Source organism: Roseovarius autotrophicus (assembly GCF_018069895.1).
GTDB lineage: Bacteria > Pseudomonadota > Alphaproteobacteria > Rhodobacterales > Rhodobacteraceae > Roseovarius > Roseovarius autotrophicus.
In genome coordinates this window covers 1-23,124 of sequence record NZ_JAGQDH010000003.1, presented here as the reverse complement: position 1 = coordinate 23,124, position 23,124 = coordinate 1, and the positions used below count along the sequence as shown (strand labels likewise).

Annotated in this window: 26 protein-coding genes, 2 tRNA genes and 3 pseudogenes; 19 read left to right on the top strand and 12 right to left on the bottom strand. The window is 66.3% G+C overall.

The annotated features are described in order from the left end of the window. Positions 1-39 precede the first annotated feature (39 nt). Positions 40-969 (top strand): acetyl-CoA carboxylase, carboxyltransferase subunit beta, encoded by a 930-nt coding sequence (gene accD / locus KAK09_RS04665; protein WP_210877692.1) that lies wholly within the window; start codon positions 40-42, stop codon positions 967-969. After that, the gene (locus KAK09_RS04660) at positions 966-2,240 is read left to right on the top strand and encodes a bifunctional folylpolyglutamate synthase/dihydrofolate synthase (protein WP_210877691.1); all 1,275 of its coding nucleotides are present in this window, start codon (positions 966-968) and stop codon (positions 2,238-2,240) included. The genes accD and KAK09_RS04660 overlap by 4 nt, the downstream gene beginning before the upstream one ends. A 2-nt stretch (positions 2,241-2,242) precedes the next feature. Here the strand turns inward: KAK09_RS04660 and glmM are convergent, their stop codons facing one another. After that, positions 2,243-3,583 (bottom strand): phosphoglucosamine mutase, encoded by a 1,341-nt coding sequence (gene glmM, locus KAK09_RS04655; protein ID WP_210877690.1) that lies wholly within the window; start codon positions 3,581-3,583, stop codon positions 2,243-2,245. 157 nt (positions 3,584-3,740) lie between these two features. Between glmM and KAK09_RS04650 the strand changes: the two genes are divergently transcribed. Continuing rightward, the gene (locus KAK09_RS04650) at positions 3,741-4,517 is read left to right on the top strand and encodes an SDR family NAD(P)-dependent oxidoreductase (RefSeq protein WP_210877689.1); all 777 of its coding nucleotides are present in this window, start codon (positions 3,741-3,743) and stop codon (positions 4,515-4,517) included. Here the strand turns inward: KAK09_RS04650 and arsC are convergent. The 3 genes from arsC to KAK09_RS04635 are packed head-to-tail and all read right to left on the bottom strand — an operon-like array spanning position 4,504 to position 6,235. Then, positions 4,504-4,845: an arsenate reductase (glutaredoxin) gene (arsC, locus tag KAK09_RS04645; protein WP_210877688.1), complete on the bottom strand. Its 342-nt coding sequence runs from the start codon at positions 4,843-4,845 to the stop codon at positions 4,504-4,506. The genes KAK09_RS04650 and arsC overlap by 14 nt on opposite strands. Next, on the bottom strand, positions 4,842-5,900 hold the full coding sequence (locus tag KAK09_RS04640) for a quinone-dependent dihydroorotate dehydrogenase (RefSeq protein ID WP_210877687.1): 1,059 nt from the start codon (positions 5,898-5,900) through the stop codon (positions 4,842-4,844). Before KAK09_RS04640 ends, arsC begins: the two co-directional genes overlap by 4 nt. Further along, positions 5,897-6,235, bottom strand: coding sequence for a DUF952 domain-containing protein (locus KAK09_RS04635; RefSeq protein ID WP_210878021.1), 339 nt, complete (start codon positions 6,233-6,235; stop codon positions 5,897-5,899). The genes KAK09_RS04640 and KAK09_RS04635 overlap by 4 nt, the downstream gene beginning before the upstream one ends. A gap of 95 nt (positions 6,236-6,330) precedes the next feature. Here KAK09_RS04635 and KAK09_RS04630 point away from each other — a divergent pair, with 95 nt between their 5' ends. Next, positions 6,331-6,945 carry a (d)CMP kinase gene (locus KAK09_RS04630; RefSeq protein ID WP_210877686.1) on the top strand — a complete coding sequence of 205 codons (615 nt, stop codon included), beginning with the start codon at positions 6,331-6,333 and terminating at the stop codon, positions 6,943-6,945. 3 nt (positions 6,946-6,948) lie between these two features. On the opposite strand, the gene hemE is transcribed toward KAK09_RS04630, so the two are convergent. Continuing rightward, on the bottom strand, positions 6,949-7,983 hold the full coding sequence (gene hemE / locus KAK09_RS04625) for a uroporphyrinogen decarboxylase (RefSeq protein ID WP_210877685.1): 1,035 nt from the start codon (positions 7,981-7,983) through the stop codon (positions 6,949-6,951). Between the two features lie 96 nt (positions 7,984-8,079). On the opposite strand from hemE, the gene hemC reads away from it, so the two are divergent. The 3 genes and pseudogenes from hemC to KAK09_RS19100 all read left to right on the top strand — a co-directional run. Continuing rightward, the gene (hemC, locus tag KAK09_RS04620; RefSeq protein ID WP_210877684.1) at positions 8,080-9,027 is read left to right on the top strand and encodes a hydroxymethylbilane synthase; all 948 of its coding nucleotides are present in this window, start codon (positions 8,080-8,082) and stop codon (positions 9,025-9,027) included. A 77-nt stretch (positions 9,028-9,104) separates the two neighbouring features. Next, a tRNA-Met gene (locus tag KAK09_RS04615) sits at positions 9,105-9,181 on the top strand. A 243-nt stretch (positions 9,182-9,424) separates the two neighbouring features. Next, a pseudogene (locus KAK09_RS19100) lies at positions 9,425-9,594 on the top strand (transposase); the annotation flags it as partial. 116 nt (positions 9,595-9,710) lie between these two features. Here KAK09_RS19100 and KAK09_RS04610 read toward each other — a convergent pair. The 5 genes from KAK09_RS04610 to KAK09_RS04590 all read right to left on the bottom strand — a co-directional run bounded on the left by KAK09_RS04610 (position 9,711) and on the right by KAK09_RS04590 (position 13,578). Further along, on the bottom strand, positions 9,711-10,661 hold the full coding sequence (locus tag KAK09_RS04610; protein WP_210877683.1) for an NAD(P)-dependent oxidoreductase: 951 nt from the start codon (positions 10,659-10,661) through the stop codon (positions 9,711-9,713). A 96-nt stretch (positions 10,662-10,757) separates the two neighbouring features. After that, positions 10,758-11,786 (bottom strand): LacI family DNA-binding transcriptional regulator, encoded by a 1,029-nt coding sequence (locus KAK09_RS04605; protein WP_210877682.1) that lies wholly within the window; start codon positions 11,784-11,786, stop codon positions 10,758-10,760. A gap of 57 nt (positions 11,787-11,843) precedes the next feature. Continuing rightward, entirely contained in the window at positions 11,844-12,323 is a 480-nt protein-coding gene (locus KAK09_RS04600) for a thioredoxin domain-containing protein (protein WP_210877681.1), read from the bottom strand. Between the two features lie 55 nt (positions 12,324-12,378). After that, positions 12,379-12,873 carry a cytochrome P460 family protein gene (locus tag KAK09_RS04595; protein WP_210877680.1) on the bottom strand — a complete coding sequence of 165 codons (495 nt, stop codon included), beginning with the start codon at positions 12,871-12,873 and terminating at the stop codon, positions 12,379-12,381. A 78-nt stretch (positions 12,874-12,951) separates the two neighbouring features. Continuing rightward, on the bottom strand, positions 12,952-13,578 hold the full coding sequence (locus KAK09_RS04590; protein ID WP_210877679.1) for a MarR family winged helix-turn-helix transcriptional regulator: 627 nt from the start codon (positions 13,576-13,578) through the stop codon (positions 12,952-12,954). 130 nt (positions 13,579-13,708) lie between these two features. Between KAK09_RS04590 and KAK09_RS04585 the strand changes: the two genes are divergently transcribed. The 12 genes and pseudogenes from KAK09_RS04585 (at position 13,709) to KAK09_RS04535 (ending at position 22,321) form a co-directional block, all read left to right on the top strand. Then, a tRNA-Arg gene (locus tag KAK09_RS04585) sits at positions 13,709-13,785 on the top strand. 153 nt (positions 13,786-13,938) lie between these two features. Then, positions 13,939-14,922: an IS4 family transposase gene (locus tag KAK09_RS04580; protein WP_247651074.1), complete on the top strand. Its 984-nt coding sequence runs from the start codon at positions 13,939-13,941 to the stop codon at positions 14,920-14,922. Next, positions 14,915-15,406, top strand: coding sequence for a phage tail tape measure protein (locus KAK09_RS04575; RefSeq protein WP_247651073.1), 492 nt, complete (start codon positions 14,915-14,917; stop codon positions 15,404-15,406). Before KAK09_RS04580 ends, KAK09_RS04575 begins: the two co-directional genes overlap by 8 nt. After that, entirely contained in the window at positions 15,399-16,565 is a 1,167-nt protein-coding gene (locus KAK09_RS04570) for a hypothetical protein (protein WP_210877678.1), read from the top strand. The genes KAK09_RS04575 and KAK09_RS04570 overlap by 8 nt, the downstream gene beginning before the upstream one ends. Continuing rightward, the gene (locus KAK09_RS04565; protein ID WP_210877677.1) at positions 16,562-17,422 is read left to right on the top strand and encodes a phage BR0599 family protein; all 861 of its coding nucleotides are present in this window, start codon (positions 16,562-16,564) and stop codon (positions 17,420-17,422) included. Before KAK09_RS04570 ends, KAK09_RS04565 begins: the two co-directional genes overlap by 4 nt. A gap of 70 nt (positions 17,423-17,492) precedes the next feature. Continuing rightward, complete coding sequence (locus tag KAK09_RS04560) at positions 17,493-17,741, top strand: hypothetical protein (protein ID WP_210877676.1); 249 nt, start codon at positions 17,493-17,495, stop codon at positions 17,739-17,741. Beyond that, complete coding sequence (locus KAK09_RS04555; RefSeq protein WP_210877675.1) at positions 17,738-17,959, top strand: hypothetical protein; 222 nt, start codon at positions 17,738-17,740, stop codon at positions 17,957-17,959. Before KAK09_RS04560 ends, KAK09_RS04555 begins: the two co-directional genes overlap by 4 nt. After that, positions 17,946-20,027, top strand: a complete 2,082-nt coding sequence (locus KAK09_RS04550) for a vWA domain-containing protein (RefSeq protein ID WP_247651072.1) — start codon at positions 17,946-17,948, stop codon at positions 20,025-20,027. The genes KAK09_RS04555 and KAK09_RS04550 overlap by 14 nt, the downstream gene beginning before the upstream one ends. Next, positions 20,011-20,619: a hypothetical protein gene (locus KAK09_RS18665; protein ID WP_247651071.1), complete on the top strand. Its 609-nt coding sequence runs from the start codon at positions 20,011-20,013 to the stop codon at positions 20,617-20,619. Before KAK09_RS04550 ends, KAK09_RS18665 begins: the two co-directional genes overlap by 17 nt. A gap of 42 nt (positions 20,620-20,661) precedes the next feature. Beyond that, a pseudogene (locus KAK09_RS04545) lies at positions 20,662-21,381 on the top strand (major capsid protein); the annotation flags it as partial. A gap of 5 nt (positions 21,382-21,386) precedes the next feature. Next, positions 21,387-21,698, top strand: a complete 312-nt coding sequence (locus KAK09_RS04540) for a head-tail joining protein (protein ID WP_210878020.1) — start codon at positions 21,387-21,389, stop codon at positions 21,696-21,698. Further along, positions 21,695-22,321 carry a DUF6441 family protein gene (locus tag KAK09_RS04535; protein ID WP_210877674.1) on the top strand — a complete coding sequence of 209 codons (627 nt, stop codon included), beginning with the start codon at positions 21,695-21,697 and terminating at the stop codon, positions 22,319-22,321. The genes KAK09_RS04540 and KAK09_RS04535 overlap by 4 nt, the downstream gene beginning before the upstream one ends. Before the next feature lie 52 nt (positions 22,322-22,373). Here the strand turns inward: KAK09_RS04535 and KAK09_RS04530 are convergent, their stop codons facing one another. After that, positions 22,374-22,688, bottom strand: a complete 315-nt coding sequence (locus tag KAK09_RS04530; RefSeq protein WP_210877673.1) for an HPF/RaiA family ribosome-associated protein — start codon at positions 22,686-22,688, stop codon at positions 22,374-22,376. Between the two features lie 224 nt (positions 22,689-22,912). Beyond that, positions 22,913-23,124, bottom strand: a pseudogene (locus tag KAK09_RS04525) (hypothetical protein); the annotation flags it as partial.

Below are 23,124 nucleotides of genomic sequence, written 5' to 3'. Positions count from 1 at the left end.
AGTGACACTCTAAGACCAAATGACAGGGACCGGCCCGCGATGAACTGGATCACTAATTATGTGCGCCCGCGCATCAACTCGATCTTCTCGCGCCGCGAGATCCCCGAGAACCTATGGTCCAAATGCGACGCTTGCGGCACAATGCTGTTCCACCGCGAGTTGAAGGACAATCTCAACGTCTGCACCCAGTGCGGGCATCACATGGTGATCTCACCCCGCGACCGCTTTGCCGCGCTTTTCGACGGCGGCGTGTTCTCGGAGATCGAGGTGCCCGCGCCTACGACCGACCCGCTGCATTTCCGCGACCAGAAGAAATACCCCGACCGTCTGCGCGCCGCGCAGAAGGAGACCGGCGAGAAAGAGGCGATGCTGGTGGCCCTGGGCGAGATGGGGCGCACCCCCATTGTCGCCGCGGCACAGGATTTCAGCTTCATGGCCGGCTCCATGGGCATGTATGTGGGCAATGCGATCATCGCCGCCGCCGAAGCGGCGGTGACGCACAAGCGCCCTCTGATCCTGTTTTCCGCCGCCGGCGGCGCGCGGATGCAGGAGGGGATCCTGTCGCTCATGCAGATGCCGCGCACCACCGTCGCTGTGCAGATGCTGCGCGAGGCGGGGCTGCCCTATATCGCGGTGCTGACCCATCCCACCACCGGCGGCGTCACCGCGTCCTATGCGATGCTGGGCGATGTCCAGATTGCCGAACCGGGCGCGCTGATCTGCTTTGCCGGGCCGCGCGTCATCGAACAGACCATCCGCGAGAAGCTGCCCGAGGGATTCCAGCGCGCCGAATATTTGCTGGAGCACGGAATGCTCGACCGGGTGACGCCGCGCACGGCGCTGCGCGAGGAGCTCATCACCATCACAAGGATGCTCATGGGCCTGCCGCCTGCGGTCAAGGGTGATCTGCCCGCACCCGAGGCGACGCGGCCCGCAAAGGCCGAGAAGCAGGGTTCCGAGCAGAAATGACTGCGCCCGGATCGGACATCATCCTTGCCCGGATGATGGCGCTGCACCCCAAGATCATCGACCTCACGCTTGATCGGGTCTGGCGGCTTCTGGATGCGCTCGGCAATCCGCAGGACGCCCTGCCGCCCGTCATCCATATCGCGGGCACCAATGGCAAGGGCAGCACGCAGGCGATGATCCGCGCAGGGCTGGAGGCCGAGGGCGCGCGCGTCCATGCCTATACCTCGCCGCATCTCGCGCGGTTCCACGAGCGGATCCGGCTGGCGGGGGCGCTCATTTCCGAAGATGACCTGACCGCGCTCCTGGACGAATGCTATGCCGCCAACGGCGGCGAGACGATCACCTATTTCGAGATCACCACCTGCGCGGCCCTTCTGTCCATGTCCCGCGTGCCCGCCGATGTCACCCTGCTGGAGGTGGGGCTTGGCGGGCGGCTTGACGCGACCAACGTCGTCGCCCGCCCCGCGCTTACCGTCATCACGCCGGTGTCGATGGATCATGAGGGCTATCTTGGCGACACATTGGCCAGGATCGCGGGCGAGAAGGCGGGCATCATCAAGCGGTGGGTGCCGTGCATCGTCGGCCCACAGGAGGACGACGCAATGACCGTGATCGAGGCGCAGGCCGCGCGCCTTGGCGCGCCGCTCATCGCCCAAGGCCAGCACTGGCATGTCTGGGAAGAGCGCGGGCGGCTGGTCTTTCAGGACGAGGCCGGGCTGTGCGATCTGCCGCTCCCGAACCTGCCCGGCGCGCATCAGTTGGATAATGCCGGGGCCGCGATAGCCGCGCTGCGCGCGCTCGGGCGCGGCCCGACGGCGTTTGAGGGAGCAGTGACGCGCGCCTTCTGGCCCGCCCGGATGCAGCGCCTTGCCCAAGGCCCGATCCCCGAGGCGGCGCGCGAGGCGGAAATCTGGCTTGACGGTGGCCATAACCCCGCGGCCGGACAGGCGCTGGCGCGGCATCTGGCGACGCTGCCGCCCCGGCACACGCATCTGGTCTGCGGGATGCTCAATACCAAGGATATCGCGGGCTATCTAGGCCCGCTGTCGGCGCAGGCCGCCAGCCTCACCGCCGTTTCCATCCCCGGTGAGGCGGCAACCCTGCCCGCCGAGGCCACGGCCCAGGCCGCGCGTGCCGTGGGGCTGGAGGCGCACACCGCCGAAAGCGCGCTTGCCGCCGTGCAACAGATCGCGGCCACGGAGCCGCGCGCACGCATCCTGATCTGCGGCTCGCTCTACCTCGCAGGCGGCATCCTGCGCGAGAACGGCTAGGATCAGGACGCTGCCTCGACCGCGCCGACGACGCGCCTCATGACACTGTCCAGAACGCCCGCGTCCGTCGCCTCGGCCATCACGCGGATCAGCGGCTCGGTACCAGAGGCGCGGATCAGAAGGCGCCCTTCGCTGCCCAGTTCGGCCTCGGCCTCGGCCACGGCGCTCTGCACCAGGTCGGTGCTGAGCGGGGCCTTGCCCTTGCCATAACGCACATTGACAAGCCGCTGCGGCACCGGCTCGAAGACCTGCGCCAGAGCGCTTGCCCTCTGGCCGGTCTCGACCATCGCGGCAAGAAATTGCAGCGCCCCGATGAGACCGTCGCCGGTGGTGGCGTAATCGGTCATCACGATATGGCCCGACTGCTCGCCGCCCAGGTTGTGCCCGCCCGCGCGCATCGCCTCGACCACATGGCGATCGCCCACCGGCGTGCGCCTGAGCGCGATGCCCTGCGCTGCCAGATGCCGCTCCAGCCCAAGATTGGACATGACCGTGGCCACCAGCGTATCGCCCGCCAGCCGACCCTCGCGCGCCCAGCGCGTGGCAATCAGCGCCATGAACTGATCGCCGTCGGCCACCCGGCCCTTTTCGTCGATGAGCACCACGCGGTCGGCGTCACCATCAAGACAAATGCCAAGATCGGCGCGCGTCTCCAGCACCTTGCGTGCCGCCGCCTCGGGCCGGGTGGAGCCGCAATTGAGGTTGATGTTGTAGCCGTCGGGTTCCACGTTCAGGGCGATCACCTCGGCCCCCAACTCCCACAGAACTTCGGGCGCGGTGCGATAGGCCGCGCCATTGGCGCAATCGACCACGATGCGCAGCCCGTTCAGGCGACGACCACGGGGAAAGGTGGTCTTGGCATATTCCACGTAGCGCCCGCGCGCATCGTCCACGCGCCGCGCCCGACCGATATTGTCAGGCGCGGACGGGCTGACCCCCTTCTCTAGAAGCCGCTCGATGGCGGCCTCGGCCTCGTCGCTCAGCTTGAAGCCGTCAGGGCCGAACAGCTTAATCCCGTTATCGGCGGCGGGGTTGTGGCTTGCCGAGATCATCACCCCAACATCGGCGCGCAAGGCGTGCGTCAGATAGCCGATGGCGGGCGTCGGCACGGGCCCGAGCAGAAACACGTTCATGCCGGTCGAGGTGAAGCCCGCCGTCATCGCATACTCGATCATGTAACCCGAGCGCCGCGTGTCCTTGCCGATCACCACGCGGTGTTCTTTCTTGTCGGTGCGGAAATAGCGCCCAGCCGCCGCGCCCAACCGCAGCGCCATGTCGGCGGTCATCGGCCAGGTGTTCGCCTGACCGCGAATCCCGTCCGTGCCGAAGAGTTTCGTTGCCATGCGCGGGTCTCCTGAAAATCCGACCGTCAAATGCCATCTCCGATGCGCGCGTCATAACGCGGCGCGCGGGGTCTGTCCAATGCCGTGCATGTCTGTCACTTGACCTCAGCCGATGCACGGCCATGATGCGCCGGAATTCGCCGCCAGGAGCCGCGCCATGTCAGAGCACGCCGCACGAACCACCACACGAACCGCCATTGTCACCGGGGCCGCGCGCGGTATCGGGCTGGCGACCACGCGGGCCTTTCTCGATCAGGGCTGGCGCGTGGTGATGATCGACCGCGACGTGCCCGCGCTGACGGAGGCCGCCGTCGGGCTGAGAGGCGTCGATCCGGTGATCTGCGACGTGTCGAAACCTGCCGAGGTGGATCAGATGGCCGCCTATGTGGCCGATACCTGCCAAAGCGTAGATGCGCTGGTGAACAATGCCGGCGTCGCCGATTTCGGCCCCATCGCCGAGACCGACTTCGCCCGTTGGCGCACGGTGATGGAGACCAATCTCGACGGGGTGTTCCTGATGTCACAGGCGCTGCGCGAGGCGCTTTGTGCCGCGAAGGGGGCGATCGTCAATATCGCCTCGATATCGGGCTTGCGCGCCTCGACGCTCAGGGTGGCCTATGGCACCTCAAAGGCGGCGGTGAAGCATCTCACGCTGCAACAGGCGGTGGAACTGGGCGAATATGGCGTGCGCGTCAACTGCGTCTGCCCCGGCCCGGTGGCAACCAAGCTGGCCATGGCCGTCCATACCCCCGACATCATCGCCGCCTATCACGATGCGATCCCGCTCAACCGCTATGGCACCGAGGCGGAACTTGCGGAGGTGATCACCTTTCTATGCTCGGGCCGCGCCAGCTATGTCACCGGCCAGATCATCGCCGTCGATGGCGGGTTCGAGGCAACGGGGATCGGCCTTCCGGCGCTCAGAGGAGCGTGAGTAGCGCCTCGGGCGGGCGGCCGATTACGGCACGGCCCCCGGCAATGGCGATGGGGCGCTCGATCAGGATGGGGTTCGCGGCCATGGCCGCGATCAGCGTCTCCGAATCGCTGTCGCGGGTGAGACCCAAGTCGCGGAACCGTCCCTCTGCGGGGCGCATCATGCCCAAGGGCGCGCAGCCAAGTTGCGCCAGCACCGCGCGCAGTTCAGCGACCGAGGGCGCATTCTCCAGATAGCGCCGCACCTCGACCGTTGCGCCGCGCTCTTGCAAGAGCGCCAGCCCCTGACGTGATTTCGAGCAGCGCGGATTGTGCCAATAGGTGATCACAGCCAGTCCTCCCGTTTGCTGCCCACGGCATCGGCCACGTTGGCAAAGCCGTCACGGGCCAGCAGCGCATCAAGCCCACGCGCAATATCGCCCACCAGCGACAGCCCCTTGTAGACCAGCGCCGAATAAAGCTGCACCGCGCTCGCGCCTGCGCGGATCTTTGCATAGGCGTCCTCGGCCGAACCGACGCCGCCCACGCCGATGAGCGGCAGCTTGCCCTCCGTCAACTTTGACAGCCGCGCCAGAACGCGCGTGGATTTCTCGAACAAGGGCGCGCCTGACAGCCCACCCGCCTGATCCCTCTGCGGGCTTTGCAGCCCGTCCCGGTCCAGCGTCGTGTTGGTGGCGATGATCCCCGACAGTCCGCTCTCGCGCGCCACATCGGCAATTTCCGCAAGCTCCGCGTCGCTCAGATCCGGCGCGATCTTGAGAAACACCGGGATGGGCCACGCCTGCGCGTCGCGCGCGGCCATCACGCCCGCGAGCAGCGCCGAGAGCGCCTCGGCCCCCTGCAAATCGCGCAGACGCTCTGTATTGGGGCTGCTGACGTTGACCGTGGCGAAATCGAGATGTGCGCCGCAATACGCCAGCACGCGCGCGAAATCCCCGGCGCGGTCTGCGCTGTCCTTGTTGGCACCAAGATTGAGGCCGATGATCCCGGCCTTCGGACGCCGTGCCAGCCGCAGGGCCACGGCCTCCATCCCCTCGTTGTTGAAGCCGAAGCGGTTGATCACGCCGCGATCCTCGGTCAGGCGAAAGAGGCGCGGGCGCAGATTGCCCTCCTGCGGGCGGGGCGTCACGGCCCCGACCTCGACAAAGCCGAACCCCGCACGGCAGAGCGGGCCAAGGGCCTCGGCGTTCTTGTCAAAACCGGCGGCAAGGCCCACCGGGTTGGGCAGGGCCAGCCCCGCCAGATCGGTGCGCAAACGCGGGCCTGTCACCGGCCCCGGCTGCGGCGCAAGGCCCAACCTGAGCGCGCGCAACGCCAACCCATGCGCGCGCTCCGGGTCCAGCCGGTGCAGAAGGCCAAGGCCAATCCGCTCCACCGGTCTCATGCCAGCCCCGCCGGGAATTGGTGCGCGCCCTCGACCAGCGGCAAGGGCTGCGCCCAGACCACATCGGAAAGCCGCAATTCGCGGTAGAGATGCGGGAAAAGCGCGCCTCCGCGCGACGGCTCCCACCGAAGCGCCTCGCCAAGCCGGTCAGTGTTCACCGCGAGCAGCGTCAACCCCGCCTCGCCCGCGAAATGTCTTGACGCCGTCTCGGGGGCCTGTTCGGCGGTCGAGAAATGCACGAAGCCATCGGACAAATCGACCGGCGCGCCAAGCGTCTCGCCGTGCGCCCGCAAATCCGCCCATTCAGGCGCACGGAAAATCTTGTAGATCAGCATGGCGCGGTGATGCCCCGCCCGCGCGCGCCCGTCAAGCGATGCTTGAGGGCCGGGCGTGGATCGGCTAGCAAGAGGGTCCACCGAAAGGGCAGACCATGGCATTCACCATCGCTATCGACGGGCCGGCGGCGGCGGGCAAGGGGACGATCGGGCGCGCGCTTGCCGCGCATTTCGGCTTTGCCCATCTCGATACCGGGTTGCTCTATCGCGCGACGGGGCGGCGGATGCTTGACGGGCTTGAGGCGGTGGAGGCCGCGCGCAACCTGCGCGCCGAGGATCTCGACGCCGACGACCTGCGCAGCCCCGAAGTCAGCCAGGCCGCAAGCCGCGTGGCCGCCATCCCCGAGGTACGTCAGGCCCTGCTCGATTTTCAGCGCGCCTTTGCCCGGCGCGCGGGCGGCGCTGTGCTTGACGGGCGTGACATCGGCACGGTGATCTGCCCCGAGGCAGAGGTAAAGCTCTATGTCACAGCCACCGACGCCGAGCGCGCCCGCCGTCGCCATCTGGAACTGACCCAAAAGGGCCATGCCGTGACGCTTGAAGAGGTGGCCGACGACCTGCGCCAGCGCGACGCCCGCGACAGCGCGCGAGCCACCGCGCCGCTCAAACCGGCGGCGGATGCGCTTTTGCTCGATACCTCGGAAATGACGATTGACGAAGCCGTGGCCGCCGCCGTGGCGAAGGTCCGGCGCGTTCTTCCGGCAGGGTGATGCTCAGCCGCCCCGCACCGCGTCGATCATGCGCTGCACATTGTCCGGGTCGGCGTCGGGCGTGATGCCGTGGCCGAGGTTGAAGATATGCGGGCCACCGCTCAGGGCGGTCACGATGCGCCGCGTCTCGGAAATCAGCGCCTCACCCCCCGTCACCATATGCGAGGACTTGAGGTTGCCCTGCACGCAGCCGTCCACCTGAACCTTCGCGGCCACCCATTCCGCGCTCACCGAATCGTCCACCGCCACGCAATCCGCCCCGGTCTGCTTGTGGAAACCGATGTATTTGTCGCCCGCCTCGCGCGGGAAGGCGATGACGGGGATGCCCGGATGCCGCTCTTTCAGCGCCGCGATGATGCGGCGGGCGGGTTCGGTGGCGTAGCGGTCGAAATCCGCGCCCTTGAGCGATCCCGCCCAACTGTCGAACAGCTTGACCACCTCGGCCCCCGCGTTGATCTGTGCCGAGAGGTATTCAACCGTCGCTTCGGTCAAAAGGTCGATAAGCGCCTCGAATACCGGACGGTCCGCCTCTTTCAGCGCGTGCGCCGGGCCCTGGTCGGGCGTGCCGCGCCCGGCGATCATGTAGGTGGCCACGGTCCAGGGGGCCCCGGCAAACCCGATGAGCGCCACCTCCGGTGGCAAAGCCCCCGATAGATTGCGCACGGTCTGATAGACCGGGCCAAGTGTCTCGTGGATCTCCGCCACAGGCCGCAGCCGGTCAAGCCCCGCCCGGTCGGTGATCGTCGAGAGGCGCGGCCCCTCGCCCGTTTCAAACCAAAGATCGGCCCCGAGCGCCTGCGGCAGAAGCAGGATATCGGCAAAGAGGATCGCCGCATCGAACCCGTAGCGCCGGATCGGCTGCAATGTCACTTCGGTCGCCAGATCGCTGTTGTAGCAAAGCGACAGGAAATCGCCCGCTTGCGTACGGGTGGCGCGGTATTCGGGCAGGTAACGCCCCGCCTGCCGCATCATCCAGATGGGGGGCACAGACAGCGTTTCACCGCGGAGCGCACGCAGGATAGGCTTGGTCTCGGGCATGGGATCCTCCGTTTGCCTTGTGGTCCCCCTGACAGCGCGCATTGTCAAGTCGCGGCGCGCTTGCCACGCCTCTTTGTCGCGTCTAAACCGGCAGGCATGACACGCGATATGCCCACCCCGACCCACCCGCTCAAGATCGGCACGCGCGGCTCTCCGCTCGCGCTCGCGCAGGCGCATGAGACGCGTCAGCGCCTGCAGGCAGCGTTCGATCTGCCCGAGGCGGCATTCGAGATATCGGTGATCAAGACCACCGGCGACCGCGTGCTCGACCGCCCGCTCAAGGAGATCGGCGGCAAGGGGCTTTTCACCCGCGAGATCGAGCAGGCGCTTTTGTCGGGGGCCATCGACATTGCGGTGCATTCGATGAAGGACATGCCGGTTCTTCAGCCCGCGGGCCTCACGCTCGACTGTTACCTGCCGCGCGAGGATGTGCGCGATGCCTTCGTGTCGCCCGGCGCGACATGCCTCGCCGATCTGCCCGAAGGCGCGCGCGTCGGCACCTCCTCGCTCAGGCGGCGGGCGCAGGTTCTGGTGGCCTATCCACATCTTGAGGTGGTGGAGTTTCGCGGCAACGTCCAGACCCGGCTGAAGAAGCTCGAAGACGGCGTAGCGGCCTGCACCTTCCTTGCCATGGCGGGTCTCAACCGTCTGGGGCGGGCCGATGTGGCGACCTCAGCGATCGAACCCGAGGTGATGCTGCCCGCAGTTGCGCAAGGCGCAATCGGGATCGAGCGGCGCGCCGACGATCATCGCGCCGCCGACATGCTGGCGGCGATCCATGACGAGCCGACCGGCCAGCGCCTCGCCGCCGAACGCGCCTTTCTCGCCGCGCTTGACGGATCCTGCGAAACGCCGATCGCCGGGCTTGCGGAACTCGACGGCGGCACACTGCGCCTGCGCGGCGAAATCCTGCGCCCCGACGGCGGCGCACGCCACACAGATGACGCAACCGCCCCGATCGCGGACGGCGCGACGCTTGGGCGCGAGATGGCCGCGCGGCTTCTGGAACGAGCGGGATCGGGTTTTTTCGACTGGCGCGCATGACACTCCGGGCAACCGCGCCGGACCGGAAATTTCACCCTTGACGCCTCCGCGCGGCTGGCTTAGCTAGCACGCGGTCCGGCGGAGTAGCTCAGTTGGTTAGAGCAGCGGAATCATAATCCGCGTGTCGGGGGTTCAAGTCCCTCCTCCGCTACCATCAAAACCCGACATTTCGGGTTTTCGCCCAGAATAGCCCCCAGGAATCCTTCGACGACCACGTCGAGTCCTTTTTCCGTGGGCATGACGATCACGGCGCTTACGAGTTCCCGGATGATGGCCACTGCGTCCTAGTCATGCGCGCTGGCCCGGACAGGATGCGACCCGACATGGCGCGGATCGAGGCCGAGATGCGCGCCAATATGGCGAGCAGTCCGACCCTTGCGCAAGATCACCTTCAGGCCAGAGCCAGGCGCTGGAGCGGATGTATCCGATCGTGCTCTTTGACGCGCTCAGGGTCGAAATCCGCGACGCTGACAGCCGGATGGTCAAGAACAAGCCGTTTACGTGACGCTTGGCGTCGCCCGCGACGGGGTGCGCGAGGTTCTCCATATCTGGCCAGCAGAAAGAAAACCATGAAGCCGCCTTCATGGGAATCCTGTATCGGCAAGACCCCAACACGCATTGGTGTCATATGGTAGAAACTTGACGATCTGGCCTTCCGGGCTCTACCAAGCCCACCTGTCAGATCACTCCCGCCCCTTGGGGCGCACCTCGTAGCCGGGCTCTTCGGGTTCGTCATCGACCATCTCGGCCGGGAAACCGGGCGCGGTGATGTCGAGGCCGGTGGCCTCTTCCAGCCGCCTTATGATGTCATCGGACTGCGCCCGTGCGCCGTAACGCGCAGCACCGTCCTTGAATATCTCGATCATCAAGGGCGAGATTTCGAGCGGCACGCCATGGCGCGCGGCGATCGACTGAAACAGGCCGATATCCTTTTGCACAAGGTCCATGGTAAAATTGATATCGCGCGAGCCGTTGAGGATCACCTGGCTCTCGGTCTCGTGGACAAAGGACGTGCCCGAACTGATGCGGATCGCCTCATAGGTCGTGGCCAGATCCATGCCCGCCGCCTTCATCGTCACCAGCGCCTCGCAAAGCGTGAGCAGGTTGGCGGTGGCAAGGTAGTTGGTCATCACCTTCAGCACTGATGCACTACCCAACTCGCCCGTATGCAGGATGCGCCGCCCCATGGTCTTGAGCAGCGGCAGGATGCGCTCGAAGGTCGCACGGTCGCAGCCCGCGAAGATCGAGATATTGCCCGTGTCCGCCCGATGGCACCCGCCCGACACAGGGCAATCCACCGCCGCGCCACCACGCGCGATCACCTCGGCCCCGAGCCTGCGAATCTCCGCCTCATCGGTGGTGGACATCTCCAGCCAGATCTTGCCGGGGCCAATCTCGGGCAGCATCTCATCCATCACGGCCGCACTTGCCGCCGGAGAGGGCAGGCAGGTGATGACCGCATCGCAGGCGCGCATCATTGCGGCAGGGCTGTCCACAACCCCGGCCCCTCGCGCGGCAAAGCGACCGCGCGCCTCGGCGTCGAGGTCATGAACCGTGAGATCATGGCCGTTGCGCAAGAGGCTGCCCGCGAGCTTGCCGCCCACATTTCCAAGCCCGATGAAACCGATCCTCATGTGCGTCCTCCGTGCGCCAATCCTGCGGAAGCCTGAGACGATTCGCGCGTGAAAATCAAAGTCTAAATTTCACGATGCCTGACAAATCGCGGGTTTTCAGGGCTTTCGCAGCGTGTCGCCAAGCGACAGGCGCGGTTCCAGCGCGATGCGCACCGGCTCGCGCGGGGCCTCGGGATGGGCGGCATGGGCGGCGATAATCTCGGCGGCGCGGCGCCCGATCTCCAGTCGGCAAGCGTCCATCGTGGCAAGTCGACGCGGCAACCCCTCCAGCAACTCAACCCCGTTGAACCCTGCAAGCCCGATGCTGCCCGGAATGTCCGCCCCCTGCTCAAGCAGGTAGAGCAATCCCCCTGCCCCTATCATGTCGTTGGAATAATATAGAAAATCCAGATCTGGCGTTCGCGCCAGCATCTCTGCCGTCATCTCGCGGCCCTTGGCAAGCGCCGACCCGCCGGAATAGAACTCCTGATCCGCCACCTCGATCCCGGCCTTGGCCAGCGCCTCGGTGAACCCCTCGAAGCGTTTTCGCGCCCGGTGGTCAAGCGGCATTTTCGTGCCCATGAACCCGATCCGCCGATATCCCGCCCTGATGATCGCCTGTGCCATCTGCTGTCCAGCGCGGCGATGCGAGATGCCCACAACCGAATCCACCGGCGTGCCGTCCACATCCATGATCTCGACCACAGGAATCCCTGACGCGGCCAGCATCGCACGGCTCGCGTCAGAATGTTCCAGCCCCGCGATGATCACCCCCGTGGGCCGCCACGACAGCATCTCGTAGAGCACCTGCTCTTCCTTTTCGGGGCGATAGCCCGTCAGCCCCACCACCGGTTGAAGCCCTGTTTCATCAAGCACCTGACTGATCCCGGTCATCACCTCGGGAAAGACCATGTTGGACATGGACGGGATGATCACCGCCACCAGATTGACCCTCTGGCTGGCCAGCGCACCGGCGATCTTGTTGGGCACGTATCCCAGCAGCCGCGCTGCCTCCAGAACCCGCACGCGTGTGGCTTCGGAGACGTCGCGCTTGTTGCGTAACACCCGGCTCACCGTCATTTCCGACACGCCCGCCGCCTCGGAGACGTCGCGCAGGGTCAGCGGGTGGCGGTCATTGGGTGACAAGGCAGACAATCCAGATGGGAAACCGTCCCTTCGTGGTAGCCAAACCCGTCGCCACGTTCAAGCGCGCGTGTCACTGCCGTCCGTTTCCAGAACGAGCCGCATGATCTGCGCGCCAAGCGCGAGGTCAGATACCTGCCCGAAGTGACGCGCGCGCATCTGCCCCGCGGCATCGAACAAAAGCAACGTCGGCGTGCCCTGAAGCCCCCAGTCGCCCATGGTGCGCGGCACCGGGCCAGGGCCCGGCGCATCCACCGCCACGGGAAAACGGATGCGGTATTCGTGCAGGAATGCCTCAAGTGCGACGGGCGGCATGGCGGCGTGATGCTCGAACACCGTGTGCAGGCCGATCACCGCGACCTGCGCCGGATCGAAGGTGGCGGCGATGCGGGCGGCCTGCGGCAGGCCATGGCCCACACAGCCGGGGCACAGCATCTGGAACGCCTCCACCGCCAGCACCCTGCCCCGAAAATCCCTGATACTCAGGGGCTTGTCGGTGTTGAACCACTGGCTTGCGTGCCATTCGGGCGTGTCGATCATGGCATTCTCCGATCTGGGGCGGCGGGTCGATGACCCGCCGCCATGCGCTCTGTGCTCATTCGCGATAAGCGGAAAAGACAAAGCCGGTCTCCTCCACCGCCGTATGGCAGGCATAGCAGGCCTCCGCCGCCGCCGCGCCCACAACAGGCTGGCTTGGGTCGCCCCCAGCCCAGCCCTCATAGCCCCAGCCGCCGGTCTCGGAATAGGCGGCGCTGTCCCTGACCATCACGCCCAGCACCTTGCGCGCGCCCTCGCTCAGCGTGGCATCGGCACTGACCGCCTCCAAAAGGTCGAAGACGATCACCGACCCCTCGGGAAAACTGCCCGAGCGATACCCCGCCATGGCAGTGTCATTGGCATAAAGGTGATGAATTCCGCCAAAGCTTTCGTAAAGCGGGTGGCCGTCCTCGATCACCATGCTCTTGACATGGGTCCAATCGCGATAGCCGTCGGGATAGGGCACCCCCACCCCGGCGGCGAGGGTGGCCGTGGCCGCGCCAACAAACAGCAGCGCGCCGACATGGCGCATCAGGTCATTACGTGTCATCATGGGTCGCTTCCTTTTCGTTATCAGAGAGGGTTGCATCAAAGGGCATCCGAGCCGCTCCACCGGACCGGATGCCCACCGTCATCCCACGGCCGCCAGACGCGCGGCGATGGCGGCGCGTCTTTCCTCCGTGGTGTCTTCGTGGTCGGCGCAGTCGATGCGCAGCGCCGCATCGCCAAAGGCCGCGTCCACGAAACCGCAATGATGCGGCGCGGCCGCATCGTCATGCCGGTAGGGCTGGAAATACGTGCAGGTCACGCACAGGCGCTGCACCGGGATCGCGCGTGCCTCCTGCAAGGCGCGGATGAGCATTGACAGCGCGCGCAACGCCGCACCCGCCTCGGTCTCGGGCAGATCGTCGAGCGCGCTCAGAAGCGGCGCCGGGGCCTCGGGTAAGGCGGCCTGAAGCGCCGCGCCGGTTTCCGTCAGCGCCACCCGCACCGCGCGCCCGTCCTTCGGGTCGGGGTGGCGCGCGACCAGACCCTTGGCAAGAAGGCTTGCCACCGAATCGCTCAGGCTTGCCGCGCTGACCCCAAGAGCGGCAGCAAGCGATACCTGCCGCGCGGGGCCACGCCGCGCCAGATGGCCAAGGATTTCCGCCTGCGCCGGGTTCAGGCCGCGCTCGGCCACCGTCTGCCAGGATGCAGCGCGCCAGTAGAGCGTGAGCCGTCCGATTGCGGCGGCAATCTGTCGGGATGTGTCGGGCATTTCAACCTCCAATAAATAGGATTCCTAATTATTTCGGAGAGAATGTCAAGACCACCCCGCCAGCACATGCAGCCGCGCGGCGAAAACGCCGATGACAAACGCCGCCAGAGCCGCTAATCAGGCGCCCAGCGGCCCCGTGGCTCAACTGGATAGAGCAGCCCCCTCCTAAGGGGCAGGTTGCAGGTTCGAATCCTGCCGGGGTCACCAAAAACCCGAGTAAAATATGGCGTCTTCTCAGGGCTTGCGAAAGCGGCTGCAGAAACGTCCGTTTGATTTCCGGGAAATCTGGGGCGGCAGACAGGATTTCTGTACAAAACCTGTACAAGTTGAGGCCGGTTTCGGGCATGGCGAGGCCCTGCAATGAGCTGGCGCGTCGCGAACGAATGCGCCGACCGCCGCTTTGGCAGCGCCGCGCTCAAGCGCAGGATCAATCCGACCCGCGTGCCCATTGAGCAAAAGGAAAGCATGCGCTGGCTCGACAATCTGCGCCTGTCGACCGAGTTGGCGGGTGCGCCGGAGCGTTGTGTGCATGTCGGAGACAGGGAGAGCGACATCTACGAGCTGTACTGCCTGGCGGAGGAACTCGGGACTGGCTTCTTGGTCCGGAGCTGCGTCGACCGCCTGGCAGAAGATGGCGGGACGACCATCGCCAAGGTCATGGCGGAGGTGCAGGCCAGCGGCACCCACGAGGTGCGGTTCCGGGATGCGCAGGGCAAGACGCATTGCGCCGTCCTGTCGGTCCGGTATGCCACTATGACGGTTTGTCCGCCGATCGGAAAGCAGCGAAAATACAAGCATCAGGAACTACAGATCATCCATGCCGAGGAACTCAATCCGCCGGAGGATAGGGCGCCCCTATTCTGGAAGTTGATCACGAACCTGCCTGTCGGGTGCCACGCGGAAGCGGTGAACAAGCTCGAATGGTACGCCCTGCGCTGGAAAATCGAGACCTTCTTCCGGACGCTGAAGACCGGCTGCCGGATCGAGGAACTACGCTTGGCCACGGCCGATCGCCTGGCCAACTGCATCGCACTCTGCTGTGTGGTGACATGGCGGGTTACATGGTTGGCAATGCTCAGCCGCAAGACACCCACAGCCGACCCCGCTGCTGTCTTCACGGAAGACGAGCGCCAACTGCTCGACCAAACTACACCGGAACGGAAGCAGCACGCACTTCGCGACCTGGAGTTCTACGTCAGGGCAGTCGCACGACTCGGAGGCTATCTCGACCGCGCTTCCGACGCACCGCCAGGGACGACGGTCATATGGCGCGGCTTCTCACGTCTCGTCGACCTCGTCGAAGGTGCCCGTCTCGCAAGGCCCCCGACTGACACTTATGGGTAACTGCAAGTTCGCCGGCGCCATCTCGCGGATCGCCCAGAACCTCGCGAACCGGCTGATCGAGCAGGCCTTCAAGCCGATCGAGAACGCGTTGCTCAGCGCTTTCTCGGGCATGGGCGGCGGCGGCGGGTTCCTCGCAAGCCTCTTCGGCTTCGCGCGCGGTGGTGTTTTCGCGGGTGGACAGGACCTGACGGCCTTTGCGCGCGGCGGTGTGGTCAACCGTCCCACGGTGTTTCCCTTTGCTCAAGGCATCGGGCTGATGGGCGAGGCCGGGCCCGAGGCGATCCTGCCGCTGCGCCGCGGGCGCGACGGGCGGCTCGGGGTCGAGATGAGCGGCGGGGAAGCGTCACAGCCCGCACAGGACCTATCGACGCGCATCATCAACGTGCTCGACCCGTCAGTGGTGGGCGACTACCTCGCCACACCCTCGGGCGAGCGGGCCATCCTGAATGTCATCCGTCGCAACCGGAATGCGCTGAATGCCTGAAGTCGCAGGTCCTCAGGCATTCTGGCCCTTCCCGGCGGCACAGGAAATCACCGAGGTGCTGGAATGGCGGACCGATGTGCTGCCATCGCGTGCGGGAGAACAGCGCATCGCGCTCCGGCCACGGCCGCGGGAGATCGTCACTTTCCGGCACAGGCTGGATGCGCTTGGCATAGCACGGGCGGCGGAATTGACGCGCGCGGGCTTTGCCGGAGACTGGAACGTGCCGCTCTGGCACATGGCACAGCAGCCCGACGCCGATCTGGTGCAGGGTGACACCCAGATCCTGATCAACACGGGCGCGGCAGATTACCGGGCCGGCGGCCTAGTGGCCATCGCTGTGGACGGCGGGGAGGCAGCGGCAGTGGCCATCGCCAGCGTTCAGGCCGACCGGCTGATCCTGACAGAGCCGCGTGTTTTGCAGCTTCCCGCTGTGGCGGTGGCCGCGCAGCGCATCACGGTCGCGCCGATCCGCGCAGGCGTGCTGACCTCCGCCATCGAGGTCACCCGCCGCAGGCAAAGCGATGGCACGGTCACAGCGAGCTTCCTGCTGCGCGATGCACCGGACATCGCAGCGCCGGTGCTGCCCACCTATCTCGGCCGCCCGGTCCAGACCGACCCGAGCCTTGTGCGCCACCCGCTCACCGCCAGCCTGCGCCGTGCGGTGGAATATGTCGACAACGGCTTCGGCCCGCTCAAAGTCGAACCGCTGCGCGACGTGTTCGAGCGCAGCGAGACGATCACGCTGAAGGCGCAAGGTCCAACGGCGCGCTGGGCGCTGCGCCGCTGGCTCTGGTCGCTTCGCGGACGGCAGGCCAGCTTCTGGCTGCCGAGCTGGGGCCACGAGCTGCAACTGCGCAGCCCCATGAGCTCGGGCTCGGTGCTGATGCGCGTGGCGCCGGTCGCGACGCTGGACGCCTATGTCGGCCGCCGGATCATGCTGGAAATGCCGGGCGCGCTACGGTTTCGGACAATCACCGCCGCGATCGAGGACGGCGGGGACCACCGGCTGACGCTCTCGTCGAATCTCGGAGAGATGGTGCCCGTGGGGACGAAGGTGCATTTCCTGACCGCGATGCGCGCGGATGCCGACCGCGTCGAGATCCAGCACGGGGCTGTGGCAAGCGAGGTGACTCTGCCCGTCATCGAGGTGCCCGAATGACCTATTCCAGCATCGAGTCCTCAACCGCCGACGGCCGCCCCTATTACCTCTACCAGTTCGTGGAAGGCGAACAGGTCTGGCGCTTCACCAGCCGGGCGGCGGCCTGGACCAGCGCGGGGGGCGGCGGGACGGAGATCATCTGGGAGCCTGCCGCCGTGGCCCATGGTGATGTGGTACAGACCAGCGAGATCGAGCGGGGGCGGCTGGAACTGACCTGGCCGCTCTCGCATCCTTTCGCACGGCGATTCCTCGCGCCCCAGGGCAACATGCCGGTGACGCTGACCATCTTCCGCGGGCATGAGCAGGTGCCGGGCGAGACGGTGGCGCATTGGAAGGGCCGCGTGATGGGTGCCGAGGTCGAGGGGCAGCGGATCATTCTGCAGGCGGAGTCGATCTTCAGCACGCTGCGCCGCGCGGGCGTGCGGGCGAAGTACCAGCGGCTTTGTCGCCATGCGCATTACGGGCGCGGCTGCACGCTGGATATCGCGCTATTCTGGCTGACCGGGGCGGTGACGGCGGTCGCGGGGGGGCTCGTGACCATCCCCGAGGCTGCGGAGTATCCGGACGGCTGGTTCCGGGCCGGCGTGCTGCGGTTCGGGCCAGAACTCGGCTTCATCACGGGCCATGCGGGCGCTGTGGTGATGCTCTCGCGCCCGTTCTCGGCGCTGGCAGCGGCGCTCGCCGCGCCGGAGATCGACCCGGAGACGGGCGACCCAATGCCCGTGCTTGTCGACATTGCCCCAGGCTGCGATCTGCGCGCCGCCACCTGCGTGAACAAGTTTGCCAATCTCCGGAACTTCGGGGGCTTCCCCGAGATCCCCGGCCGCAATCCGCTCGGCGGCGGCTCCATCGTCTGACCCGAGCGCTTGCAGGGAAAGTTTCGCGACTTTCCCGCTTCGCAAGCGCGACCACTGAAAGTCGTCCGCAATGGTCTTCAACTTCATCGCGCAACTTGCCATCGGCCTCTTGCTCTCGGCGATTTCCTTCGTCCTGAGCCCGCGCCCCAGGATCGAGAAGCCAACGGCCGCCGGGCTCGACGACTTCTCGCTGCCCACCGCCGAGGAAGGCCGACCGATCCCGGTGGTCTTCGGGACGGTGCTGATCACCGGGCCCAACGTGGTCTGGGCGGGCGATCTCAAGGTCGCTCCCATCCGCAAGAAAGGCGGCAAGAAATGACCCGCGTGACAGTCCAGGACATGCGCACCGTGCGCTACTGCCTCGCCGGCACGCGGCAATGGTTTCGCCGCCAGGGGTTTGAGTGGCAGGCGTTTCTCGATCACGGCATCGCGGCCGAGCGGATGCGCGCCACGGGCGATGCGCTGGTCGGGCCGGTGATTGCCGCCGCCGAGGCGCGCGAGGCGCGGGAACGGGAGGGTGCCGATGGGCGGGCGTAGCAAGAAGCAGACCGTCGGCTTTCGCTATTCGCTGGGGATGCATCTGGCGCTCTGCCACGGCCCCGTCGATGCCATCCGCGAGATCCTTGTCGACAGCCGCACCGCCTGGTCGGTCACCGCTGGCGAAAGTGTCTCGGGCGGGGGTGCTGTCGTGGAGACGCCCCTCGGCACGGTGGCGGACATGGCGGCCACGGCTGCGCTGGCGGGCGACACCAGTGCCACGATCACCTTTCCGGGGACGCTTGCAGGCGTGCGTGTGGAGCGCGACTACCGCTTGCTGCTTGCGAATGGCACCAGCCAGACCATCACGCTGCGCAGCGTCACCTTCGACGCCGCCGCCAATGTCACCACCTGGTCCGTCCTGCCGGAGGCGCTGAGTTTTCCGGCGCAAGCGGTCGAGGTCCTCATAGCCACAACAGGAGCAAGCAACGCAGGTGCCGGTGGTGGGCGCATCCGCATCAACAAGCCCGATCTCTTCGGCGGCGAGAAGCGCGAGGGCGGGATCAGAGGCGATGTCGATGTGCTGATGGGCGGGCCGGGCCAGGGGCAGAACGATTACCTCGCAGCAGCCATGAACGGCGACGTTCCCGGCTATCGCGGGCTTTGCAGCCTGGTGCTGCGGCAGGTCTATCTCGGCGTCAATCCGTATCTCAAGCCCTGGGCGGTGCGCGTCACGCGCGTGCAGACCGGCGAGGCGGGTGCTGCACAATGGTATCCCGAGAAGGCGCCCATCGTGCCCGAGGCCAATATCTCGGACGCCGCGATCCATATCGCGCTTGACGTCTCAGGCTCTATGTCGGGCACGCGCATGGCCGCCCAGAAGGCGGGTGTGGCGGCGCTGATCCGCGAGATCGGCGCCAGCGTCGATCCTGATCGCCCCAACGACATCCGTATCGTGCTCTGGAACACCGCCGTCGCGGACGCGATCGAGCGGCGCGACATGGACGCGCAGGATTACGCCGATCTGGAAGACTGGATGCTGGGGCTGTCGAACAGCACTGCGGGCGGCACCAGTTTTGATGCGGCCTTCGCTGATGCCCGCGCCTTCTTCGTCGCTAGCGGCTCAACTGCCCCACTCTTCCCGTTCCAGAATGCCCCGCGCAGGGAGGACAAACGCCGGATCGTGATCTTCGTGACCGATGGCGTACCTGAGCCAGTTTCCTCGGTCGATGCGGCCGAGGCCACGATCGCCACCCTGCCTCCCACAGACATCTTCGGCTTCAACATCGCGCTCTCTGACACGAGTCATACCGCGCGGATCGACAACACGCCTGGGGACGGCGTGCCGGTGATCCCGCCCGACGACAGCCAGATGATGCTCGCCTCCCTGCGCGGTGCCTTCGGCAACGGCCCCGACATGAACCCGACCCATATCATCCGGGAGTGTCTGACCAACCGCGACTGGGGTCTGGGATATTCCGCCTTCGAGATCGGGGCGAGCTTCACTACCGCGGCGGACACACTCTTTGCCGAAGGCTTCGGCCTGTCGCTGATCTGGCAGCAGGACAGCTCGATCGAGGCGTTCATCGCCAGCGTGCTCGACCATATCGACGCGACGCTCTTCATCGACCGCAGGACCGGGCTCTGGGAGATCAGGCTGATCCGGGCCGACTACACAGCCGCAACGCTGCCTCTGTTCGACGAGACCAATGTCGTGGATTGGGGGCGGCTGGCGCGGCGCGCGCCGTCAGACCTGGTCAACAGTGTCACCGTGAGGTTCAGCGACACCGGGACCGACGAGACCGGGGCGGTCAGCGTGATCGACACCGCGCGCGTGCAGTCCATGGGCGAGGAGGCCCCATACTGGCTGCTGGTCCGCGAACTGGGCCACTCTGAGGCCGACGGTGCTGCTGGCGGCAGACATCTCGGACCATCCGGAGGCGCGCGTCCTCACCGTCACCGGCTGGCGCGACATCGGCGAGATCGGGATCGGCACGCTGGCGAGCCTTGGTGGCGAGTTGGTCCGTGTGGATGGGATTTCCCCCGAAAGTCTCACAGTTGGCCGGGGATCCCTCGATACGGTGCCGCGCGCGCATGTGGCGGGAACGCCGGTGATCTTCTTCGATGACGCCGCGCGGATCACCGAGGACTCCTGGGCGGCGGGCGAGACGCTGGCGGTCCGGCTGCTGCCCGAGACCGGTCGCGGCACGCTTTCCTTTGCGCTCGCGCCCGAGGACATCGTCACACTGGACCGCCGCGCCATCCGGCCCCTGCCGCCCGGTCGGGTGCAGGTCGATGGCAGCTATGCACCGGACGTCGATGCGCTGGTCGTGGGCGATGTTGAGCTGACCTGGTCCCATCGCGACCGGCTGACCCAAGCCAGCCCCGTGATCGTCGATCATACCGGCGCCTCCATCGGGCCGGAGCCGGGCGTCAGCTATGCGATCGAGGTGCGCTGGATCGATCCCGACACCGGCGTGGCGCTCATGCCGCCCGGTATCACCATCGACGCAGGCAGCGGCACAAGCTGGATCCTCGCGCCCGAGGACGTGCCCGAGAGTGGCGCACCCGAACGTGCCGCCGAGATCGACATCGCCGTCCGGGCGCGTCGGCAGGTCGGAGACATCTTTCTCACAGACCGGGAAGCCCGCCGGTTCCGCCTCACGGCCCCCTTCGCCGCCGGATGGGATCGCGGCTGGGGCTTCCTCTGGGGCAGCTGATCCCCGCCACAACCATCACCACCACAAGCGAGGACGAGCATGCCGGGGCTGGGCGTGTCCGACTCCGCCGATCCGCTGGTCGAGGTTATGAACCGCAAGCTTACGCTGATGCGCCGCAAGCATGCTCAGACCCGCGAATACATGGAGATGAACGCGCTGCGCGGCATCGTGAAGGATGGCGCCGGCACCACCCTCTACAACTACTTCACCGAGTTCGGGCTCGAGCAGATCTCGGTCGACTTCGTCTTCGGCACCGCCGGCACCAACATCCAGGGCAAGGCCCGCACCACGCTGCGCGCGATCGAGGACAACCTGCTCGGCGAGACGATGACCACCGCCCATGCGCTGGTCAGCTCCGAGTTCTTCGACAAGCTGATCAGTCACCCGAAGACCGAGGAGGCCTACAAGTTCTTTTCCGCCACTGGCGGCCAGCCCTTGCGCGAGGACATGCGCCGCGCCTTCCCCTTCGCCGGGATCCTCTTCGAGGAATATACGGGCTCCGCGACCCTCTCGGGGGGTGGAACAGAGCGCTTCATCCCGGCAGGCGAGGGTATCGCCTTCCCGCTCGGCACGTTCGACACCTTCACCACCTATGGCGGGCCTGCCAATCTGCTCGAGGCCGCCAACACCGTCGGCCTGGCGCTCTACGCCCGCCAGCACCTCGACGAGAAGGGCCGCTGGATTGATCTCATGACCGAGGCCTCGATCCTGCCGGTGAACAAGCGGCCGCGCCTCGCGATCCGCCTGCACAGCTCGAACTGATGCCGATGTCGGTCTTTGCAGCCGCCATCGACAACCTCTTCGCCGATCCGAACATCGCCTTTGAGGCCACATACATCGCCGACGGTGGCGCCCCCCAACTCATCCGCGTGGTCACGCGCCGCGCGGATGAGATCACGGGCTTCGGCGAGGCGCGGCTCTGGTCGGAGACCACCCGCATCGACCTGCGCGTGGCCGAGGTGCCCGAGCCCCGCCCCGGCGACCGGGTCGAGATCGAGGGCGATGCCTTTCTCGTCCAGGGCGAGCCTGTCCGCGACCGCGAGCGGCTCATCTGGACCGTAAATCTGAGGCCGGCATGAAGTTGCAACTGGATATCACCCCCAATCTGGTCGCCTTGATGGCCGCCGAGATCAAGGCGGGCGAGAGGGCCGTCAGCCAGGCTGTCAGCGAGGCGGGCAATGGCGTAAAATCCGCCTGGCGCGGGCAGATCACCGGCGCGGGTCTCGGTCAGCGCCTCGCCAATACCATCCGATCCGAGCAGTTCCCGAAAGGTCGACCCAGCCTCAGCGCAGCCGCCGTGATCTGGTCCAAGGCCCCGGTCATCATCGGCGCGCATGACAGCGGCCCGCTGATCCGCTCGCGCAACGGATTTTGGCTGGCGATCCCCACGCCTGCCGCAGGCAAGTCCTCCCGTGGCGGCCGGATTACCCCCGGCGAATGGGAGCGCCGCTCGGGCCTGCGCCTGCGTTTCGTCTATCGGCGAACGGGCCCCAGCCTGCTGGTGGCGGAGGGGCGGCTCAATGCACGCGAGCGCGCCGTGGCGAGCAGATCGAGGACAGGCCGAGGCGTGACCACGGTCCCGATATTCCTGCTGGTCCCACAGGTCCAACTGCGCAAGCGGCTGGACATCGCCCGCGATGCAGCCCGGGCGCGTGACGCGTTGCCGGGGCTGATTGTGGCGAAGTGGGTGGAGGAACGTTAATGACTGGCGAACACTTTTCCAGAACGCTCAACGCCAGATCAAATGGTCAATGTTACCGCCGACCCAGCTTGCCGAATTCGCTTTCCAGCAGGGAACGGATCTTCTTTCCCGCGCCGCGCAAGGCTGCATCCACATTGGCGTCATTGTGGGTGACTGTCTGCGGCTGCATCCCCTCGGGTCGCGCCTCGACGGTGCAGCGAATATCGTCATTACCGCCCTTGGCACCGTTCACATCGACCAGATGCACCTCGATCCGTGTGAGACGGTCGCTCAGATGCCCGAGCGCCGACGTGACAAGCGTTTCGGCCACTTCGGCCAGTCGGTCATCGCCTTGGATATTGGCATCGGTATTCAGTTGGAACTGCATATCGGTTCTCCTCTGTGTAATCACCTACCATGAAAACCCATGAAGATGACTGTTCCTGCGCGATCAGTAAAGTTCAAGCGCTGTAATAGCTTGAGTGAGTACTGAATGCCAGGCTCGGCAGGCGTCGACAGCGCAACGGTGATGTCGGCGCTGGTCTTTCAGCTGACCAGCAGGCCTCTGGCCGGGGGTCCGGTCACGACGATCCTGCGCAGGAACTGGTTGTCTCATGCATCGCCGTCACGGATCGCTTGCACACCCAGCAGATGCCGACGCGCCAGCCAGATCACGACCGGCGGGATCACGATCCATTGCGAAAGCGGGCTCAACCCCGTTCCGAACGGTGGCACCAGCGGCATCGCCTCTGCATAACTCCAGCGCAGGCTGACAGTGGTGTGGTAATATTCCAGCCCCACCGTCAGGATCACGCCCACGGCCA

Coding starts and splice junctions, on each gene's coding strand:
- KAK09_RS04595 (WP_210877680.1), bottom strand. CDS start 12,873: ATGATGACACGTAATGACCTGATGCGCCATGTCGGCGCGCTGCTGTTT.
- accD (WP_210877692.1), top strand. CDS start 40: ATGAACTGGATCACTAATTATGTGCGCCCGCGCATCAACTCGATCTTC.
- glmM (WP_210877690.1), bottom strand. CDS start 3,583: ATGGCAACGAAACTCTTCGGCACGGACGGGATTCGCGGTCAGGCGAAC.
- KAK09_RS04565 (WP_210877677.1), top strand. CDS start 16,562: ATGACCTATTCCAGCATCGAGTCCTCAACCGCCGACGGCCGCCCCTAT.
- hemE (WP_210877685.1), bottom strand. CDS start 7,983: ATGCCCGAGACCAAGCCTATCCTGCGTGCGCTCCGCGGTGAAACGCTG.
- KAK09_RS04600 (WP_210877681.1), bottom strand. CDS start 12,323: ATGATCGACACGCCCGAATGGCACGCAAGCCAGTGGTTCAACACCGAC.
- hemC (WP_210877684.1), top strand. CDS start 8,080: ATGACACGCGATATGCCCACCCCGACCCACCCGCTCAAGATCGGCACG.
- KAK09_RS04580 (WP_247651074.1), top strand. CDS start 13,939: ATGAGCTGGCGCGTCGCGAACGAATGCGCCGACCGCCGCTTTGGCAGC.
- KAK09_RS04530 (WP_210877673.1), bottom strand. CDS start 22,688: ATGCAGTTCCAACTGAATACCGATGCCAATATCCAAGGCGATGACCGA.
- KAK09_RS04610 (WP_210877683.1), bottom strand. CDS start 10,661: ATGAGGATCGGTTTCATCGGGCTTGGAAATGTGGGCGGCAAGCTCGCG.
- KAK09_RS04575 (WP_247651073.1), top strand. CDS start 14,915: ATGGGTAACTGCAAGTTCGCCGGCGCCATCTCGCGGATCGCCCAGAAC.
- KAK09_RS04555 (WP_210877675.1), top strand. CDS start 17,738: ATGACCCGCGTGACAGTCCAGGACATGCGCACCGTGCGCTACTGCCTC.
- KAK09_RS04570 (WP_210877678.1), top strand. CDS start 15,399: ATGCCTGAAGTCGCAGGTCCTCAGGCATTCTGGCCCTTCCCGGCGGCA.
- KAK09_RS04535 (WP_210877674.1), top strand. CDS start 21,695: ATGAAGTTGCAACTGGATATCACCCCCAATCTGGTCGCCTTGATGGCC.
- KAK09_RS04650 (WP_210877689.1), top strand. CDS start 3,741: ATGTCAGAGCACGCCGCACGAACCACCACACGAACCGCCATTGTCACC.
- KAK09_RS04630 (WP_210877686.1), top strand. CDS start 6,331: ATGGCATTCACCATCGCTATCGACGGGCCGGCGGCGGCGGGCAAGGGG.
- KAK09_RS04540 (WP_210878020.1), top strand. CDS start 21,387: ATGTCGGTCTTTGCAGCCGCCATCGACAACCTCTTCGCCGATCCGAAC.
- KAK09_RS04560 (WP_210877676.1), top strand. CDS start 17,493: ATGGTCTTCAACTTCATCGCGCAACTTGCCATCGGCCTCTTGCTCTCG.
- KAK09_RS04660 (WP_210877691.1), top strand. CDS start 966: ATGACTGCGCCCGGATCGGACATCATCCTTGCCCGGATGATGGCGCTG.
- KAK09_RS04635 (WP_210878021.1), bottom strand. CDS start 6,235: ATGCTGATCTACAAGATTTTCCGTGCGCCTGAATGGGCGGATTTGCGG.
- KAK09_RS04640 (WP_210877687.1), bottom strand. CDS start 5,900: ATGAGACCGGTGGAGCGGATTGGCCTTGGCCTTCTGCACCGGCTGGAC.
- KAK09_RS04550 (WP_247651072.1), top strand. CDS start 17,946: ATGGGCGGGCGTAGCAAGAAGCAGACCGTCGGCTTTCGCTATTCGCTG.
- KAK09_RS04590 (WP_210877679.1), bottom strand. CDS start 13,578: ATGCCCGACACATCCCGACAGATTGCCGCCGCAATCGGACGGCTCACG.